The sequence below is a fragment of the Azospirillum sp. TSH64 genome, assembly GCF_003116035.1.
GTDB lineage: Bacteria > Pseudomonadota > Alphaproteobacteria > Azospirillales > Azospirillaceae > Azospirillum.
In genome coordinates, this window is the sequence record NZ_LGQW01000015.1 from 2,763,486 (window position 1) to 2,780,404 (window position 16,919).

13 protein-coding genes, 2 tRNA genes and 1 pseudogene are annotated in these 16,919 nt (G+C 68.7%); 14 read left to right on the forward strand and 2 right to left on the reverse strand.

Annotation, left to right across the window (positions count from 1 at the left end; translation table 11 throughout):
- From TSH64_RS14060 to TSH64_RS14120, 12 genes and pseudogenes are all read left to right on the forward strand, one after another.
- Window positions 1–592 (forward strand): annotated as a pseudogene (locus TSH64_RS14060) (aldehyde dehydrogenase (NADP(+))); the annotation flags it as partial.
- Window positions 593–816: 224 nt separating this feature from the next.
- A complete protein-coding gene (locus TSH64_RS14065; RefSeq protein WP_109445739.1) occupies window positions 817–1,971 on the forward strand; it encodes a porin in 1,155 nt (384 codons plus the stop codon).
- Window positions 1,972–2,403: 432 nt separating this feature from the next.
- Entirely contained in the window at window positions 2,404–3,372 is a 969-nt protein-coding gene (ytfQ, locus tag TSH64_RS14070) for a galactofuranose ABC transporter, galactofuranose-binding protein YtfQ (protein ID WP_109445741.1), read from the forward strand.
- 173 nt (window positions 3,373–3,545) lie between these two features.
- Window positions 3,546–5,105 carry a galactofuranose ABC transporter, ATP-binding protein YtfR gene (gene ytfR, locus TSH64_RS14080; protein ID WP_109445743.1) on the forward strand — a complete coding sequence of 520 codons (1,560 nt, stop codon included), beginning with the start codon at window positions 3,546–3,548 and terminating at the stop codon, window positions 5,103–5,105.
- Window positions 5,102–6,145: an ABC transporter permease gene (locus TSH64_RS14085; RefSeq protein WP_109445745.1), complete on the forward strand. Its 1,044-nt coding sequence runs from the start codon at window positions 5,102–5,104 to the stop codon at window positions 6,143–6,145. The genes ytfR and TSH64_RS14085 overlap by 4 nt, the downstream gene beginning before the upstream one ends.
- Window positions 6,142–7,128, forward strand: a complete 987-nt coding sequence (gene yjfF / locus TSH64_RS14090; RefSeq protein ID WP_109445747.1) for a galactofuranose ABC transporter, permease protein YjfF — start codon at window positions 6,142–6,144, stop codon at window positions 7,126–7,128. Before TSH64_RS14085 ends, yjfF begins: the two co-directional genes overlap by 4 nt.
- Window positions 7,128–8,171, forward strand: coding sequence for an aldose epimerase family protein (locus TSH64_RS14095; protein WP_109445749.1), 1,044 nt, complete (start codon window positions 7,128–7,130; stop codon window positions 8,169–8,171). The genes yjfF and TSH64_RS14095 overlap by 1 nt, the downstream gene beginning before the upstream one ends.
- A 108-nt stretch (window positions 8,172–8,279) precedes the next feature.
- Window positions 8,280–9,911, forward strand: a complete 1,632-nt coding sequence (locus tag TSH64_RS14100) for a phospholipase D-like domain-containing protein (RefSeq protein ID WP_109452655.1) — start codon at window positions 8,280–8,282, stop codon at window positions 9,909–9,911.
- Between the two features lie 74 nt (window positions 9,912–9,985).
- Window positions 9,986–10,072: transfer RNA gene (locus tag TSH64_RS14105), tRNA-Leu, on the forward strand.
- A gap of 38 nt (window positions 10,073–10,110) precedes the next feature.
- Window positions 10,111–10,186: transfer RNA gene (locus TSH64_RS14110), tRNA-Ala, on the forward strand.
- A gap of 281 nt (window positions 10,187–10,467) precedes the next feature.
- Window positions 10,468–10,848, forward strand: coding sequence for a hypothetical protein (locus TSH64_RS14115; RefSeq protein WP_109445751.1), 381 nt, complete (start codon window positions 10,468–10,470; stop codon window positions 10,846–10,848).
- 425 nt (window positions 10,849–11,273) lie between these two features.
- Window positions 11,274–12,464 carry a glutathionylspermidine synthase family protein gene (locus TSH64_RS14120; RefSeq protein ID WP_109445753.1) on the forward strand — a complete coding sequence of 397 codons (1,191 nt, stop codon included), beginning with the start codon at window positions 11,274–11,276 and terminating at the stop codon, window positions 12,462–12,464.
- A gap of 39 nt (window positions 12,465–12,503) precedes the next feature.
- Here TSH64_RS14120 and TSH64_RS14125 read toward each other — a convergent pair whose 3' ends face one another.
- Both TSH64_RS14125 and phaR read right to left on the reverse strand, forming a co-directional pair.
- A complete protein-coding gene (locus TSH64_RS14125) occupies window positions 12,504–12,722 on the reverse strand; it encodes a hypothetical protein (RefSeq protein ID WP_109445755.1) in 219 nt (72 codons plus the stop codon).
- A 207-nt stretch (window positions 12,723–12,929) separates the two neighbouring features.
- Window positions 12,930–13,580, reverse strand: coding sequence for a polyhydroxyalkanoate synthesis repressor PhaR (gene phaR, locus TSH64_RS14130; protein WP_109445757.1), 651 nt, complete (start codon window positions 13,578–13,580; stop codon window positions 12,930–12,932).
- Between the two features lie 591 nt (window positions 13,581–14,171).
- Between phaR and TSH64_RS14135 the strand changes: the two genes are divergently transcribed.
- Window positions 14,172–15,500 (forward strand): alpha/beta fold hydrolase, encoded by a 1,329-nt coding sequence (locus tag TSH64_RS14135; protein WP_109445759.1) that lies wholly within the window; start codon window positions 14,172–14,174, stop codon window positions 15,498–15,500.
- 113 nt (window positions 15,501–15,613) lie between these two features.
- Entirely contained in the window at window positions 15,614–16,789 is a 1,176-nt protein-coding gene (locus TSH64_RS14140; protein WP_109445761.1) for an acetyl-CoA C-acetyltransferase, read from the forward strand.
- The last annotated feature ends 130 nt before the right edge of the window (window positions 16,790–16,919 follow it).

A 16,919-nucleotide genomic window follows, 5' to 3' on the forward strand; every position in this document is an offset into this window, starting at 1 on the left:
CGCCGCCTCGACCATGCTGACCCCGGGCATCCATGCCGCCTTCGACAGCGGTGTCGCCAAGCTGGCCGGCAGCGGTGCCGTGACGACGCTGGCGCGCGGCCTGGCATGCAGCGGGCCGAACCAGGCGCAGGCGGCCTTCTTCACTACGACGGCGGACGCCTTCCTGGCCGACACGGCGTTGCAGGAGGAGGTGTTCGGCGCCGCCTCGCTGCTGATCCGCTGCGCGGACGTGGCGGCGATGAGGGCGGTGGCGGAAAGGCTGGAAGGCCAGCTGACGGCGACCTTGCAGATGGATGGGGCGGACAAGGCCGCGGTGGCCGGGCTGATCCCGACGCTGGAGCGCAAGGCCGGGCGCATCCTGGCGAATGGCTGGCCGACCGGGGTGGAGGTCTGCCACGCGATGGTGCATGGCGGCCCGTTCCCGGCGACCTCGGACCCGCGCAGCACCTCGGTCGGCACGCTGGCGATCCGCCGCTTCCTGCGCCCGCTCTGCTACCAGGACATCCCGGCAGAGCTGCTGCCGGAGGCTTTGCGCGACGGCAACCCGCTTGGGCTGTGGCGGCGCATCGACGGGACTTTGGGACAGGAGTGACCGCCGGTCCGAGATGGCCAGGGCCAGGACCAGGGCCGGGACCGACCGGCACCAGCAACCCGCAACGGCTGCGTCAGAGGGAGCGCTGACGCAGAGGACACCGTCGGATCCGGCCCCGCGCCGGGCCTGACGGTCGGGCAGGGCGTGCGTCTGACGCATCGCCGAAGCATCGCTCTCACCCAGTGCATCGAAGCAAAAACAAACCGCATTTAGAGGAAACGCAAATGGTGAGATCAGCTCTGCTGCTTGGCGCAGCCACCCTTTCGCTCGCCTGCGTCATGGCGACCGGCTCGGCTTCCGCCCAATCGAAGTTCGACATCATGCTGGGCGGCGACGCCTATTTCGAGGGCGGTTACGTCAACCAGGACCGCGACAGCGGCCAGCGCAACACCGAGTTCCGCAACCGCCTGCGCCTGCTGGTGACGCCGAAGGCCAAGGCCGACAACGGGCTGGAATACGGCGCCCGCATCCGCCTGCTGGCGGAGAACGGCACCAACAACGCCCGCACCGTCACCAACGACCGCGCCTTCATCTTCGTCAACGGCGGCTTCGGCGTCCTGCATCTGGGCGTCGAGAACGGCCCGTCCGACGACAGCGGCATCATCGCCCCGTCCGACTGGGGCACCGGCGGCGTCGACGGCTCCTTCCCGTCCTGGCTCGGCAACAGCGCGGCCAACGCGCCGGTCACCATCGGCAACATCCGCGCGCTGATCTCCGGCAACAGCGCCACCCGCGCCACCTACTGGACCCCGGAGATCGCCGGCTTCAAGCTCGGCGCCTCCTACCAGCCGGCGTCGGACAGCAGCAACACCGACGTCAACCGCTCCAAGCTGGCGCTCGCCTCGGCCAACCGCACCGGTGCCTATCGCGACGTCTATGAAGTGGGCGGCACCTACACCAACACGCTGGGCGGCGTCGCGGTCAACGGCAGCCTGTTCTATCTCGGCGGCGAGGCCAAGAACTCCACCACCACCCCGGCGCAGCAGTTCGACAAGCTGTCCTCCACCCATGCCGGCCTGACGCTGGCCTATGCCGGCTTCAAGATCGGCGGCAGCTATGCCTGGTCGGGCGACAGCGGCTATGCCAAATCCAGCGCTGCCATCGTCAGCCGCGAGAAGCAGGATGTCTGGACCGCCGGCGCGCAGTACACCTTCGGCCCCACCACGCTGGGCGTCGGCTACCTGAACGCCAAGGACGCCGGCGACCTGACGGTGCGCGGCCGCAGCAAGTTCGAGCTGTTCACCGTCGGCGCCAAATATGTCGCCGCTCCCGGCTTCAGCCTCGCGCCGGAATACAACCACTTCAAGCTCAGCTCCGACGTCGCCGCCAACAGCGACAAGGGCGACATCTTCATCATCCGGACCGATCTGGCCTTCTGACAGCCTGTCGTTCCGAAAAGGCCGACCGACGTCCCGGCCTTTCCGTCTCTTTCGTCTTCGCGCCGCCGCGGTGTTTCTCTCCATCCCGCCGCGGTGGTTGCGTCCCGGCGCGCTCTCCCTCGGGTGCGTCGGCCCCGGTCCAGACTGGAACGGGGTCATCTCACGGCCGGGCGGCACTCCGCTGCCCGGCCGTTTTTTTTGACCGGATTTCGAGCTGAAGCCTCTGCCGGACATATCCTTTTCGGCATCGCATCGGTTGAGAATCGTATTGGACAGTTATGGTTCTAGGTACTTAAAGTAGGCAAGACGAACAATTCCGAACCGGGCCGCGATCACGATCTTCCAGCGCCCCGTCCCGTCGCGTGCCTCTCGTCCTTCGTCCATCGCGCACCGCAATAAAACCTCGCCATAAACACTCAGGGAGTGAATCGGATGTCCAGGAAATGGGTGATCTCCGCCGCCACCGCCGCTGCGGCCCTGTTCATCGGGCTCGGCGCCGTCCAGGCCGCCGACAAGAAGCTGGTGGTCGGCTTCTCGCAGATCGGTTCTGAGTCGGGCTGGCGCGCGGCCGAGACCAAGACCGCCAAGGCGGAGGCCGACAAGCGCGGCATCGACCTGAAGATCTCCGACGCCCAGCAGAAGCAGGAGAACCAGATCAAGGCGGTGCGCTCCTTCGTCGCCCAGGGCGTCGATGCGATCTTCATCGCGCCAGTGGTGGCGACCGGCTGGGATTCGGTGCTGAAGGAGGCCAAGGAGGCGAAGATCCCGGTGGTTCTGCTCGACCGCCAGATCGAGACCAAGGACCAGAGCCTCTACATGACCGCCGTCACCTCCGACACGGTGCATGAGGGCCGGGTGGCCGGCGAATGGCTGGCCAAGCAGACCGGCGGCAAGTGCGCGGTGGTCGAGCTGCAGGGCACCGTCGGCTCGTCGCCGGCCATCAACCGCAAGAAGGGCTTCGACGAGATCGTCGCCAAGAATCCCGGCATGAAGATCGTCCGCACCCAGTCCGGCGACTTCACCCGCGCCAAGGGCAAGGAGGTGATGGAGAGCTTCATCAAGGCCGAGAATGGCGGCAAGGGCATCTGCGCCGTCTACGCCCACAACGACGACATGGCCGTCGGCGCCATCCAGGCGATCAAGGAAGCCGGGCTGAAGCCGGGCAAGGACATTCTGGTCGTCTCCATCGACGGCGTGCCGGACATCTTCAAGGCGATGGCGGAAGGCGAGGCGAACGCCACGGTCGAGCTGACGCCGAACATGGCCGGCCCGGCCTATGACGCGCTGATCGCCTTCAAGAAGGACGGCAAGGCGCCGCCGAAGTGGATCCAGACCGAATCGGCGCTGTTCACGCCCGACACCGCCAAGGCCGAGTACGAGCGCCGCAAGGACGCTTATTGATCGGGGCTGAAATCCCCCTCTCCCCCCCGGGGAGAGGGTCGGGGTGAGGGGGATGCACTGCGTGACAATCCCGAGAATCCTCGCCGCGCGTCCCCCTCACCCTAACCCTCTCCCCGGGGGGGGGAGAGGGGATACGCCCCACATGTTTCGTTGTGCATCCGGCGAGGTCCGCCATGACGGCATCCACCGCTCCCCCTTCCGCTCCCCTGCTGGCGATCCGGGGCCTGTCGAAGGCGTTCCTCGGCGTGCAGGCGCTCGACGGCGTCGATTTCACCCTGCGCCATGGCGAGATCCATGCCCTGCTGGGCGAGAACGGCGCCGGGAAATCGACGCTCATCAAGACCTTGACCGGCGTCTACCAGCGCGACAACGGCACCGTGGCGCTGGAGGGGCGGGAGATCGCGCCCCGCGGGGTGGAGGAGGCGCAGCGCCTGCACATCGGCACCGTCTATCAGGAGGTCAACCTGCTGCCGAACCTGTCGGTGGCGGAAAACCTGTTCCTCGGCCGCCAGCCGATGCGCTGGGGGCTGGTCGACCGCGGCGCCATGCGGCGGCGGGCGCGGGCGGTGCTGCAACCCTATGGCCTGTCCGTCGACGTGACGGCCCCGCTCGGGCGCTTCTCGGTCGCCACCCAGCAGATCATCGCCATCGCCCGCGCAGTCGACATGTCGGCCAAGGTGCTGATCCTCGACGAGCCGACCGCCAGCCTGGATGCGCAGGAGGTGGCGGTGCTGTTCAAGGTGATGCGCACCCTGCGCTCGCGCGGGATCGGCATCGTCTTCGTCACCCATTTCCTCGACCAGGTCTATGAGGTCTGCGACAGCATCACCGTGCTGCGCAACGGCCGGCTGGTCGGCGAGCGGCGCACGGCGGACCTGCCGCGCCTCGACCTCGTCGCCATGATGCTGGGGCGGGAGCTGGAGGCGGCGGCTCACCGCATCGACCTCGGCCCGGCGGAGGTGGACAGCCGTCCGCCGCTGGCCAGCTTCAAGGGCTTCGGCAAGGCGCGCAGCGTCGAGCCCTTCGACCTCGACATCCGCCCCGGCGAGGTGGTAGCGCTGGCGGGGTTGCTGGGCTCCGGCCGGACGGAGACGGTGCGGCTGGTCTTCGGCATGGACCGCGCCGACCGGGGCGAGGCGACGGTGGACGGGCGGGCGGTGCGGCTCAAGGGGCCGCGCGACGCCGTGCGGCTCGGCTTCGGCTTCTGCCCGGAGGACCGCAAGAAGGAGGGCATCGTCGGCGAGCTGTCGGTGCGCGAGAACATCATCCTGGCGCTCCAGGCGCGGCAGGGCTGGCTGAAGCCGATCCCGCGCCGCCGCCAGGAGGAGATCGCCGACCGCTTCATCCGCCTGCTCGACATCCGCACGCCGGACGCCGAGCGGCCGATCCAGCTGCTGTCGGGCGGCAACCAGCAGAAGGCGCTGCTGGCGCGCTGGCTGGCGACCGAACCGCGGCTACTGATCCTCGACGAGCCGACGCGCGGCATCGATGTCGGGGCGCATGCCGAGATCATCCGCCTGATCGAGCGGCTGTGCGCCGACGGCATGGCGCTGCTGGTCGTCTCGTCGGAGCTGGAGGAGATCGTCGCCTACAGCCGCCGCGTCGTCGTGCTGCGCGACCGCCGCCATGTGGCGGAACTGAGGGGAGGGGAGGTCAGCGTGGAGCGCATCGTCGCCGCCATCGCGTCGGAGACGCCGAATGTAGCCGGATCGGGTGCAGAGGTGCGGCAATGACGCTGTCCGCCCCCGGCCCGGCGCGCAACCTGCCGCAATATGGCGCGCTGATCGCCGTCCTGCTGGCCAACTGGCTGCTGTTTCCCGATTTCTTCGCCATCCGTCTCCAGGATGGCCGGCTGTTCGGCAGCCTGATCGACGTGCTGAACCGCGGCGCCCCGGTGGCGCTGCTCGCCGTCGGCATGACCATGGTCATCGCCACCCGCGGCGTCGATCTGTCGGTCGGCGCGGTCATGGCGATCTCCGGCGCCATCGCCGCCACCATGACCGGGGCGGGCTGGAGCCTGCCGGCGGTGCTGGCGGCGTCGCTGGCCGCCGGCCTGCTGTGCGGGCTGTGGAACGGCGTGCTGGTGGCGGTCCTGCGCATCCAGCCGATCATCGCCACCCTGATCCTGATGGTCGCCGGCCGCGGCATCGCCCAGCTGGTGACGGAGGGGCAGATCGTCACCTTCACCAGCCCGGCGCTCGCCTTCATCGGCAGCGGGTCCTTCCTGACCGTGCCGATGCCGGTGGTGCTGACCATCGTCGTGCTGGCGGTGACGGCTCTGCTGGTGCGGGCGACCGCGCTGGGGCTGATGATCGAGGCGGTCGGCGTCAACCGGCTGTCCAGCGCCGGAGCCGGCGTCAACACGCCGGTGGTGCTGGTCGCCGTCTATGTCTGGTGCGGGCTGTGCGCGGCGGTGGCCGGGCTGATCGTCACCGCCGACATCCGCGGCGCCGACGCCAACAATGCCGGGCTGTGGCTGGAGCTGGACGCCATCCTGGCGGTGGTGGTCGGCGGCACCTCGCTGCTCGGCGGGCGCTTCGGGCTGGTGCTGTCGGTGGTGGGCGCGCTGATCATCCAGGCGATGAACACCGGCATCCTGCTGAGCGGCTTCAAGCCGGAATTCAACCTGATCGTCAAGGCGGGCGTCCTGCTGGTCGTCCTGCTGCTGCAATCGCCGACGCTGACCCTGTTCCTGCCGCGGCCCAAGGGCGCCCGGCCGATCGGAACGGTCAAGCCGCCGGTGGCGCCGACCAGCGGAGGGGCGAAACCATGACAGGTGCACTCCAGCGCTTTCTGCCGCTGATCGTCACCACCGCCGTGCTGGTGGTGGGTTTCCTGATCTGTGCGGCGCAGTTCCCCAACTTCGCCTCCTGGCGGGTGGTGGCCAACCTTCTGACCGACAACGCCTTTCTCGGCATCACCGCGGTCGGCATGACCTTCGTCATCCTGTCCGGCGGCATCGACCTGTCGGTGGGGGCGGTGATCGGCTTCACCACCGTGCTGCTGGCCGTGTTGATCGAGCATGGCGGCTGGCACCCGGTTCCCGCCTTCGCGGTGGCGCTGATCGCCGCCGGCGGCTTCGGGGCTGCGATGGGCGGGGTGATCCATGTCTTCCAGATGCCGCCCTTCATCGTCACGCTGGCCGGCATGTTCATCGCCCGCGGGCTGGGCTTCGTCCTGACCACCGACTCCGTGCCGATCAACCATCCGCTCTACGGCGAGCTGAACGACATGGCGCTGCGCTTCGACTTCGGGCTGAAGCTGAGCCTGCCGGCGCTGCTGATGCTGGGGGTGGTGGCCGCGGCGGTGGTGCTGGCGCACTGGACGCGCTTCGGCGCCAACCTCTATGCGCTGGGCGGCAACCGCCAGTCGGCGGAGTTGATGGGCGTGCCGGTAGCGCGGACGACGGTGGCGGTCTATGCCTTGTCCGGGCTGCTGGCCGGTCTGGCCGGGATCGTCTTCTCGCTCTACACCGGCGCCGGCTATTCGCTGGCGGCGACGGGGGTGGAGCTGGACACCATCACCGCGGTGGTGATCGGCGGGACGCAGCTGACCGGCGGCTACGGCTATGTCGTCGGCACCTTCGTCGGCGTGCTGATCCAGGGGCTGATCCAGACCTACATCACCTTCGACGGAACTTTGAGCAGCTGGTGGACCAAGATCGCCATCGGCGTGCTGCTGTTCGTCTTCATCCTGTTGCAGAAGGGTCTGCTGACGGTCTGGGCCGGCCGCGGCGGCGAACCGGCGGAGGCGTGATGCCCATCGAGAGTTTCCTGTTCGACACGGTGGATGGCCTGGGCGAGGGGCGGCCGGTGGAGGGCTTCACCCTCTCCGCCGGCGGGCTGGAGGCGACGGTGGTCGCCCATGGCGCCCGGCTGGTGCGGATGCTGGTGCCCGGCCGAGACGGAACACCTGCCGACGTGGTGCTGGGTTTCGACCGGGTGGCGGAGTATCTGGCGAGCGACGCCTATTTCGGCGCCACCTGCGGCCGTTACGGCAACCGCATCGGCGGCGCGGCCTTCACGCTGGACGGGGTGCGCTACGGTCTGGCCGTCAACGAGCCACCGAACCAGCTGCATGGCGGGCCGGACGGGTTCGACCGGCGGATCTGGCAGGCGGAGGCCGATGCGGCGGAGAACGCCGTCACCTTCACGCATGAGTCGCCCGATGGCGACCAGGGCTATCCGGGGACGCTGACGGCGACGACGCGCTACCGGCTGACCGACGACGGGGTGCTGGACATCCTCATGACGGCGACGACCGACCGGCCGACCATCGTCAACATCGTCCATCACAGCTACTGGAACCTTGCCGGCCACGCGTCGGGCGACCTGCGCGACCAGCGACTGACGGTGCAGGGCGGCTTCACCACGCCGGTCGGTGCCGACCTGATCCCGACCGGGGAGGTGCGGCCGGTGGACGGCACCCCCTTCGATCTGCGCGGCGGTGTCGCATTGGGCGAGGCGCTGGACGCCGTCGGCGGCTTCGGCTTCGACCACAACTGGTGCCTGGAGGGGCCGGCGGGGGAACTGCGGCCGGTGGCGCTGCTGGAGCATCCCGCCAGTGGCCGGCGGATGGAGCTGGCGACCGACCAGCCGGGTTTGCAGGTCTACACCGGCGGCTATCTCAGCGAGAAAATCGTCGGCAAGGGCGGGCAGCCCTATTGCCGCTTCGCCGGGCTGGCGCTGGAGAGCCAGCGCTTCCCCGGCAGCCCGAACATCGGCCATTTCCCTTCGGCCCGGCTCGATCCCGGCGAGACCTACCGCCATCGCATGCAGCTGCGATTCCGGGCGGGCTGAGCGCAGGGCGGGAACCGTCCCGAGGCTTCGCGGGTTCATCCAAGGCACGGCAGCGGCTCCGCTGCCGCCCCTGCGATGATGCCCACGACGCCGGAAGGAATGGTCGACATGGCCGCGATGCCTGACGCCGCCCGCCCAACTCCCAATCTCCAGTCCAGCCAGCCCTGCGCCGATCCGATCCTGGTGCCCGGCCGGACCTGCTGGCGGATGGAGACGGCGGACCGCGTGGCGGTCATCATCGACGCCGCCGCCTATTTCGCCCGGATCAAGGCGGCCATCCTCAATGCCCGCCACACGGTGATGCTGATCGGCTGGGATTTCGACACCCGGATCAAGCTGGAGCCCGACGATCCGATGCCGGGCGTGCCGAACGAGCTGGGCGATTTCCTGAGCTGGATCGTCCGGGTGCGGCCGGAGCTGACCATCAACGTGCTGAAATGGGATCTGGCGGTCCTGAAGATGCCGTTCCGCGGCGGGACGCCTCTGGTGCTGCTCGACTGGATCAGCAGCCGGCGCCTGCGCTTCCGCCTGGACTCCGCCCATCCGCCCGGCGCCTGCCATCACCAGAAGATCGCCATCATCGACGATGCGCTGGCCTTCTGCGGCGGCATCGACATGACCACCGACCGCTGGGACACGCCCGACCACAGCGATGGCGATCCCCGGCGGGTGCGGCCGAACGGCGAGGCCTATGGTCCCTTCCATGACGTGACCACCGCCGTCGATGGCGCTGCGGCGCGGGCGCTGGGGGAGTTGGCGAGGGAGCGCTGGCACCGGGCGACCGGCGAGCTGCTGACCCCGCCGCCGGCGGTCCCGGCCTTCTGGCCCGAGGATCTGGAACCTGACTTCCGCGATCTTCCGGTCGCCATCGCCCGCACCGATCCGATGGCGGACCATGAGGGGACGCAGAAGACCGGCAAGCGCGGCGTGCGCGAGATCGAGGCGCTGTATCTGGCCGCCATCGCCGCAGCGCGCGATTTCATCTATCTAGAAAGCCAGTATTTCGCCTCGCAGAAGATCGTCGGCGCCATCATCGACCGGCTGTCGGAGCCCGACGGGCCCGAGGTGGTGGTGATCAATCCCGAACGCACGCCGGCCTGGATCGAGGAGGAGTCGATGGGCAGCGCCCGCTCGCTGCTGCTCCAGCGCCTGCACGAGGCCGTCGCCAACCCGCGCTTCCGCATTCTGGCGCCGGTGACCGAGGGCGGCGAGGGCATCTATGTCCATGCCAAGGTGCTGGTGGTCGACGACCGGCTGCTGCGGGTGGGGTCGTCCAACATCAACAACCGGTCCCAGGGGCTGGACACCGAATGCGACCTCGCCATCGAGTGCGCGCCGAGCGAACGGCCGGAGGTCTGCCGCTCCATCCGCTCGGTCCGCACCCGCCTGATGGCGGAGCATCTCGGCGTCACGGTCGAGGAGGTGGAGCGCACGGAGGAGGCGACCGGATCGCTGACCGCCACCATCGACCGGCTGGTCCGCCCGGCCGGGCGTTCGCTCCGCCCGCTGGAGCCGCAACCGCTGACCGAGACGGAACGCAAGCTGGTGGAGGAGCGGCTGCTCGACCCCGACCGTCCGGAGCCGATGGCGACCACCATCCTGCGCGGGGCGACGGTGTTCGGCGACGTGAACCGGACGGCATGGCGCATCGGCGCCGGGGTGGCCGCGGCGGCGCTGGGGGTCGGACTGGCCCTTCTGGCCCGCCGGAACGGGCGCCGAAAAAAAATGCATGGAGAGTGAATTCTCTGCTTGCGGGCCGCGATCCATCCCGCTACATAAGCGCTCCCCGCGGCGCCCAACGCGGTGCGGGGAAAGCGCTTGTGGCGGAATTGGTAGACGCGCTAGGTTCAGGTCCTAGTGGCTGAAAGGCCGTGGGGGTTCGAGTCCCTCCAAGCGCACCAACACTTTCAGTGTTGGTGAAGAGCAAGAGAAGTATAGTGGGGCCATAGCTCAGCTGGGAGAGCGCTACAATGGCATTGTAGAGGTCATCGGTTCGATCCCGATTGGCTCCACCATTCTCTTCCGTCTGCCGGGGCGGGAAAATCCCGGCCAATCCCCGATCGTTAAAATTCATCCAGATCCGAGCCGAACCAGCCGGGATCTTTATCGGTACAGCCACTGTGGCCTTTCCGCATCAGGAAGGCGCAGACAGGGTGTTACCACCTTGGGGCGCATGGCCGAACGGGTGCCGCGCACGGATAATCGCGCCTGTCGAACCGCAAACTCTCTTCTGCACGCTTCGACGCAAACACGCACCCACATCGCACGCCATTCCGATTTTTCCGGAGCGCCCACCATGTCCACACGGATGGAACACGGGTTGAGGACGCTTGTCCTCGCCCTTTACGATGAAGCTGCATTGACGGCGGCTGCCAAGGGCCTGACCGGGCTGCTGGCCGAACGGGCGGCCTTGAGCGAGGCCGCAAGCCTCGCGTCCGGCCCGGCCCGCCGGAGCCTGTCCGAGGAAGAGGTGTTGCGCATTGTGCTGTCGGCCCGCCGTCTCCAGCGCATGGGCGGCTCGCGTGACGATGGCCCGGTGCTGGTTCCCGGCCTGTCGGCGGTTACGCCATTGCCGTCGCTGCATCGGGCGGTTGCTGCGATGAAGCCGCGCCGCGGCCGTCTGGCCCTGTGGGCGATGCGCTCGCTGGCACGGCATCCGTCGGCGCCGCTGATCTGACGCGCGCCGGCTGACAGGCAGCGGTCCCGTGCCGGCGACCGGTCCCCGCCGGCAAGGGGCCGCCGCTGCCTTTCACCGCAGCGGCCGAAGTTGCGCGGCAGGCGCCCCGGAGTAGGGTCCGTGGCTGACCCCAGTCCCATGCGGCCCCTCCCATGCGGCCCCGGTGCGCGCACTTGGGGAGGACTATTGCGGATGCGTGCTGGCGCGCTGCGGCGCGGCAGGCTACATACGCAAGGCTGCGCTTGCGTCGCAGCGATTGCGTCGCGAGCATCCGCGTCTGCGTCGGATTGGCCTCCCCCGGAGTTGACCGTTGACCAGTGGACAGTTGACCAGCCTGCCGCCCGTCACCTTTTCCCTGTGGCTTTTCATATGCCGCGCCTCGGCTTCGTGCCGCGCGGCTTGCCGGCACTGACGGTCGGGGCGGCATGCGCAGGACGACGATGAAGCCGCGGGCCGACTGGCGCCCGGGTCTCCGCAAATTCCCCTATGGTGTGCGTGCCATGTCGGCCGGGGCAGGCTGGCGGGAAGACACCGTCTATGAGTTCACCGCCTCGCAGATCGACCTGATCGAAAGCGTGGCGGACGAACTGCACAGCATGATCGCCGTCGCCGTGCGCCATGTGATGGAGCACAAGCTGTTCGCCTCCCTCGGCATCCGTGGCGATCTGGCGCGCATGCTGGAGGCGTCCTGGGTCGATTACTGGGCCGGCGGACGGCGCAACGAACGGGCAGGTGGGCTGGCCGGCCGGTTGACGCTGGCCTATGACGGGCGAGACAGCGTCAAGCTGCTCGGGTGCAACTACGACACCACCGAAGGGCTGTTCGCCGCCTCGATGATCCAGCGCAACTGGCGCGAGGCGATGGCGCCGGATGCCAACCAGTTCAACGGCCTGCACGAGGCGCTGGTGGAGCGCTGGGAGGAATTGGCGACGGGCGTGCCCGGCCGCGGCCGCATGCATGCGACCTGTGCCACCCCCGACCCGGTGCGCGAGGGCGAACTGGTCTATCTCGCCGCCACCGCGGCGGAGGCCGGTATCGACACCCGTCTGCTGCCGCTCCATTCCATCGCCTGGGACGGCCGCCGCTTCCTCGACGACGAGGGGCAGCCGATCTCCTGGTTGGCGAAGCTCTATCCGTGGGACGGGCTGGCCGACGACGGCTTTCTCCAGCGTCTGCGCAGCAGCGGCATGAGCGTGCTGTCGCCGCTGTGGTGCTGGCTGTGGTCGAACCACGGCCTGCTGGCGGTGCTGTCCCACCTGTATCCGCGCCACCCGAACCTGTGCCGTGCGGCGCTGGATCCCAGCGGCGTGGCCGGTGCCGAGATGGTGACCGCGCGCGCCCTGCACGGGCTGGACGGTGCGCTCACCCGGATGTTGCGGCATGGGGAGGTGATTGCCGACGACGGGCCGGACATCGGCGAGGATGTCGCGGCCCATGGTGCCGTCTGGCTGGAAACCCCGTCCTGTTTCAGGGAGGAGGACACCCGCGCCGTCCTGCACGCCTGGATCGTCGGCGACAAGTGCCTGGGCATGGCGGTGCGGGAATCCACCGACCCGCGGCTGGGGTCCGGTGTCGGGCCGGACGCGGCGATGGTCCCGCACCTGTTCAGAGGCTGATTTAGGGGCCGATTTTTCGGCGACTGTCCCGACAACCCATCAGGGCGCGAACGGGTTCTTCAATGCCGGGCCGAAGGTCGCCTTGCGGGCGGCGCGCCAGATGCTTTCGGCCGCCGCATCGTTGCCGCGGTCGGCGATGGCCATGCCGGCCACGCCGGGCTGATGGCTGAGCCAATCGCGCAGAAGGTTTTCAAACCGCGCGACCTCGCGCGGATCGTCGCTGGCCATGGTGATCGAAACGGTCAGTTCGGTGGTCATGGTCGGTTCCCTCCTGACGGTTGGACGGGCCGGTCGATCCAAAAAATCAGCCGGACCGGCGCCGCGGACGAGAAGGTGCCCCCTATGCACGGGGGAAAGCCTGCGCGCCCGATCCCGCATGCGCAATGAAAAAGGCGGGGTATGACCCCGCCTTTCTCGCCTCCCGTCGACCGGGACCCTAATCTGCCGGACGGTTCCGGCTGCCCGTCACTTCGTGTCCGACTTGCTGCCGGGAATGGCGATGCTGGCAATCTGCTTCTGCAATTCGTCGATCCGCTTCTGCAATTCGTCGAAGGTGGCGCCGCCCGGATTGGCGGCGGGCGCGGCGTTGCCCCCCTGACCGGGCTGGCCGGCCGGGCGCTGCGCGCCGGGCACCTCGTCCCCGGCGCCGGGGGTGCCGAAGGGGGTGAACATGCGCATGGCGCGCTCGAACATCGCCATGTTCTGCTTGCTGACCTCGTCCAGCCGGCCGAACGGGAACATGCCGCCCAGCGTGTTCTGGAAATAGTCGCGCATCTGCTCCTGATTGCGCGAGAAGGCCTGCATCGAATATTCCAGATAGCGCGGCACCACGGACTGCATGTTGTCGCCGTAGAAGCCGATCAGCTGGCGCAGGAAGCTGATCGGCAGCAGGTTCTGCCCCTTGCTTTCCTCTTCCACGATGATCTGGGTCAGAACGGACCGGGTGATGTCCTCCCCGGTCTTCGCGTCATAGACCACGAAGTCCAGCCCGTCCTTCACCATCTGGCAGAGATGGTCGAGCGTGACGTAGCTGCTGGTGGCGGTGTTGTAGAGCCGCCGGTTGGCGTACTTCTTGATCGTGATCGGAGCGGACTTCTGGTCTTCCTTGTCGGCCATCGCTGAGTCTTTCAAGAAGGGACGCGTTCCAGGTCACGTTCCAGGTCATGGAGTTCCGGAACACGCGTGACTGGCGGCGGAAATTGTTCCGTCATTAGGACTACTCGAAGGGATAGCAATTTGTCCAGCGTTGCGCCGCGGCATAGCGCCGCGGTTGCGCCCGGCCCGGTGGTGCGGATGGAGGATCGGTGCGCAAGCGGCTGCCTACCGCCGATACCCGAAAGGTCAGGTAAGGGGCCATGCCGGACTGGTCAAGCCGGCCCGGCGGCCCCTATACTCCGGCCATGGCCGACCCGTCGAATCCAGACCGACCCTCCGATCCGTCCGCCGCCGACCCGCCTTCCTACGAAACGCTGGCGCGCCGCTACCTGGACCTGTGGCAGGACCAATGGACGGCCTGCGCCGCCGATCCGGAAATGGCCGACATGATGACCCGCATGTTCCAGATGATGGGGCAGGGGGCGGGGCCGTTCGGCTTCGGTCAGGCGGGGTTCGGTGCGTTCGGCGGCGGTTCCATGCCCGGCACTGGCTGGGACCCCCACCCCTGGCCATTCCCGAACAGCGGCTCCCCCCAACACGGACAGCCTTCCGATGAGCGAGCGTCTGGCGGACGACAGGCAGACGGGCGAGGCTCCGCCCAATCCGGCAGCGGGACCGGTGAAACGGCAGGGACCGCGCCCGCTGGCGCTGCATCTGACGGCGGCTCTGGCCAGCTTGCTCAGCTCCTCGGCCGCATTGCCGCACTTGAGGAGCGGCTCGCTTCCCTGGAACCCGGCCCTGCGGAGCCGGGCGGCGGCGCTTCGGGAGGAGATGGCGCGGGCGGACCGGCTGCAGAGCGCCCAAAAGTGGGAAAACCGAACGTGGGAAAGGGCGCAAGGTCCCGGCGACCGTCTGGCAAGGGAGGTTGACCGCGAGGTTCGCCGCCGGATCGACGCCGTCCTGACCGGGATCGAGCGCTACCGCAGCCACCCCTACCGCCGCGACCTGCCCGATCCGCCGGCGGTCTGGACGGAGGGCGGATCGCGCCTGCTTGATTACGGCCAGGGAGGGGGCGGGCGGCCGGTCCTGTTCGTGCCGTCGCTGGTCAACCGCGCCTATATCCTCGACCTGTCGCGCGACAAGAGCCTGATGCGCTGGCTGGCGGCGCATGGTTTCCGGCCGCTCATGCTCGATTGGGGCAGGCCGGGGCCGCTGGAGCGGCGCTTCACCCTGACCGACTACATCGCCGGACGGCTGGAACGCGCGCTGGACTTCGCCGTGGAGACGGCCGGCGCGCCGGTGCCGGTCGTCGGCTACTGCATGGGCGGGCTGCTGGCCGCGGCGCTGGCGCAGCGCCGGCCGCGCTCGCTCGCCGGGCTGGGGCTGATGGCGACGCCCTGGGACTTCCATGCGGAGGATGCGGCGACCGCCCGCCGGGTGGCGACCTTCATCCAGCCCTGGGGACCGGTGCTGGACCGCTGGGGCGAACTGCCGACCGACGCCCTGCAGGCGCTGTTCGCCCAGCTCGACCCGCTGCTGGCGCTGAAGAAATTCTCGGGCTTCGCCCGGATGGCGCCCGGCTCCCGTGCCGCCACCGCCTTCGTCGCGCTGGAGGATTGGCTGAACGACGGGGTGCCGCTGGTGGCCGGTGTGGCGCGCGACGCGCTGGCCGGCTGGTACGGGCGCAACGACACGATGGCGGGGGCCTGGATGGTCGCCGGGCTGCCGGTCGATCCCGGTGCCATCCGCGTGCCGACGCTCGCCCTCATCCCGGAGCGCGACCGCATCGTCCCGCCGGCCTCGGCCCTGGCGCTGCCCGCCGCGATTCCCGGCGCCAGAATCCTGAGGCCGCCGCTGGGCCATATCGGTATGGTGGTGAGCGCCGGTGCCGAAACCGGAGTGTGGAATCCTCTGGCCGAATGGCTTGCTGCGACAGGTTAGCGCCGCGACCTTCAGCCAGCTTGCACCCGTCATATTGCCCGACTTAAGGTAAGAATCACTCCGAGCGTCCCACCAGCGCTATAATAAAACTGTCCTATTTCGAGGAGCGTTCAATGACCGAGGTTGTCATCGCCGGTGCCGCCCGTACGCCCATCGGCAGCTTCAACGGCGCCCTCAGCGCCGTTCCCGCCCATGTCCTGGGCGAGGTCGCGATCCGCGAAGCGCTGGCCCGCGCCAAGACCGATGCGGCGGAAGTGAACGAGGTGATTTTTGGCCAGATCCTGACCGCCGGCCAGGGGCAGAACCCGGCCCGTCAGGCCGCCGTCAACGCCGGCATCCCGGTTGAGGCGACCGCCGTCGGCGTCAACCAGCTCTGCGGGTCGGGCCTGCGCACCGTCGCGCTCGGCTATCAGGCGATCAAGAACGGCGATGCCGATGTCCTGGTCGTCGGCGGCCAGGAAAGCATGAGCATGGCGCCGCACGTCATGCACCTGCGCAACGGCACCAAGATGGGCTCCGCCGAACTGCTCGACACCATGCTGCGCGACGGCCTGACCGACGCCTTCCATGGCTATCACATGGGCACCACCGCAGAGAACGTCGCCCAGAAGTGGCAGCTGACCCGGCAGGAGCAGGACGCCTTCGCCGCCGCCAGCCAGCAGAAGGCGGAAGCCGCCCAGAAGGCCGGCCGCTTCAAGGACGAGATCGTCCCGGTCACCATCAAGGGCCGCAAGGGCGACGTCGTCGTCTCGGACGACGAGTACCCGAAGCACGGCACCACGGAGGAATCGCTGGCCAAGCTGCGCCCGGCCTTCTCGAAGGACGGCACGGTGACCGCCGGCAACGCGTCGGGCATCAATGACGGCGCCGCCGCCCTGGTTCTGATGACGGCGGAGAACGCGGCCAAGCGCGGCGTCACCCCGCTGGCCCGCATCGTCTCCTGGGCGACCGCCGGCGTCGATCCGGCGATCATGGGCACCGGCCCGATCCCGGCCTCGCGCAAGGCGCTGGAAAAGGCCGGCTGGACCGTCGACGACCTCGACCTCATCGAGGCGAACGAGGCCTTCGCCGCCCAGGCGCTGGCCGTCAACAAGGACCTCGGCTGGGATACCAGCAAGGTCAACGTCAATGGCGGGGCCATCGCGCTCGGCCATCCGGTCGGCGCCTCCGGCGCCCGCGTGCTGACCACGCTGCTGTTTGAAATGCAGAAGCGTGATGCGAAGAAGGGCCTCGCCACCCTGTGCATCGGTGGCGGCATGGGCATCGCCCTCTGCGTCCAGCGCGACTGAGGACCGGACGGGCCGCTTTTGGAAACGGAAGCGGCCCGCTTCGCTCGAAGGCTTGGGACATCCGCCGGACCTGCGGAGGGAGTCCCATGCCCAACAATAAAAAGTCAAAGAAACCAACCAACCATCACTA